Source organism: Aquirufa sp. A-Brett2-15D (assembly GCF_054558735.1).
Map to the genome: position 1 here is coordinate 1 of NZ_JBSKFT010000016.1, position 403 is coordinate 403.

Consider the following 403-nt stretch of genomic DNA (forward strand, 5'->3'; position numbering starts at 1 on the left):
TGGTATTAGAAGTTATGCTAGCTGTGTTTGCATTTACTCCATTCGTTAATGCTAATTCTGCAGCAGTTGCTCTTGTTATCTCAGCAGTAATACTACTTGTATTGGAACTCACTCGTGTATCGAGTCCGGCGATCGAATTGGTATTAGAAGTTATGCTAGCTGTGTTTGCATTTACTCCGTTAGTCAATGCTAATTCTGCAGCAGTTGCTCTTAGAACTTCTGATGATAAATTATTGATATTCAATATAACTTTGGCATCTAATACTGCAATTGAATTGGTATTAGAAGTTATGCTAGCTGTGTTTGCATTTACTCCATTCGTTAATGCTAATTCTGCAGCAGTTGCTCTTGTTATCTCAGCAGTAATGCTACTCGTATTGGAACTCACTCGTGTATCGAGTCC

General features: G+C 38.0%; 1 protein-coding gene. It reads right to left on the reverse strand.

Annotated elements, in window-relative coordinates:
* A partial coding sequence (locus ACST14_RS10950) for a hypothetical protein (RefSeq protein ID WP_459463474.1) occupies positions 1 to 403 on the reverse strand: 403 nt, incomplete at both ends.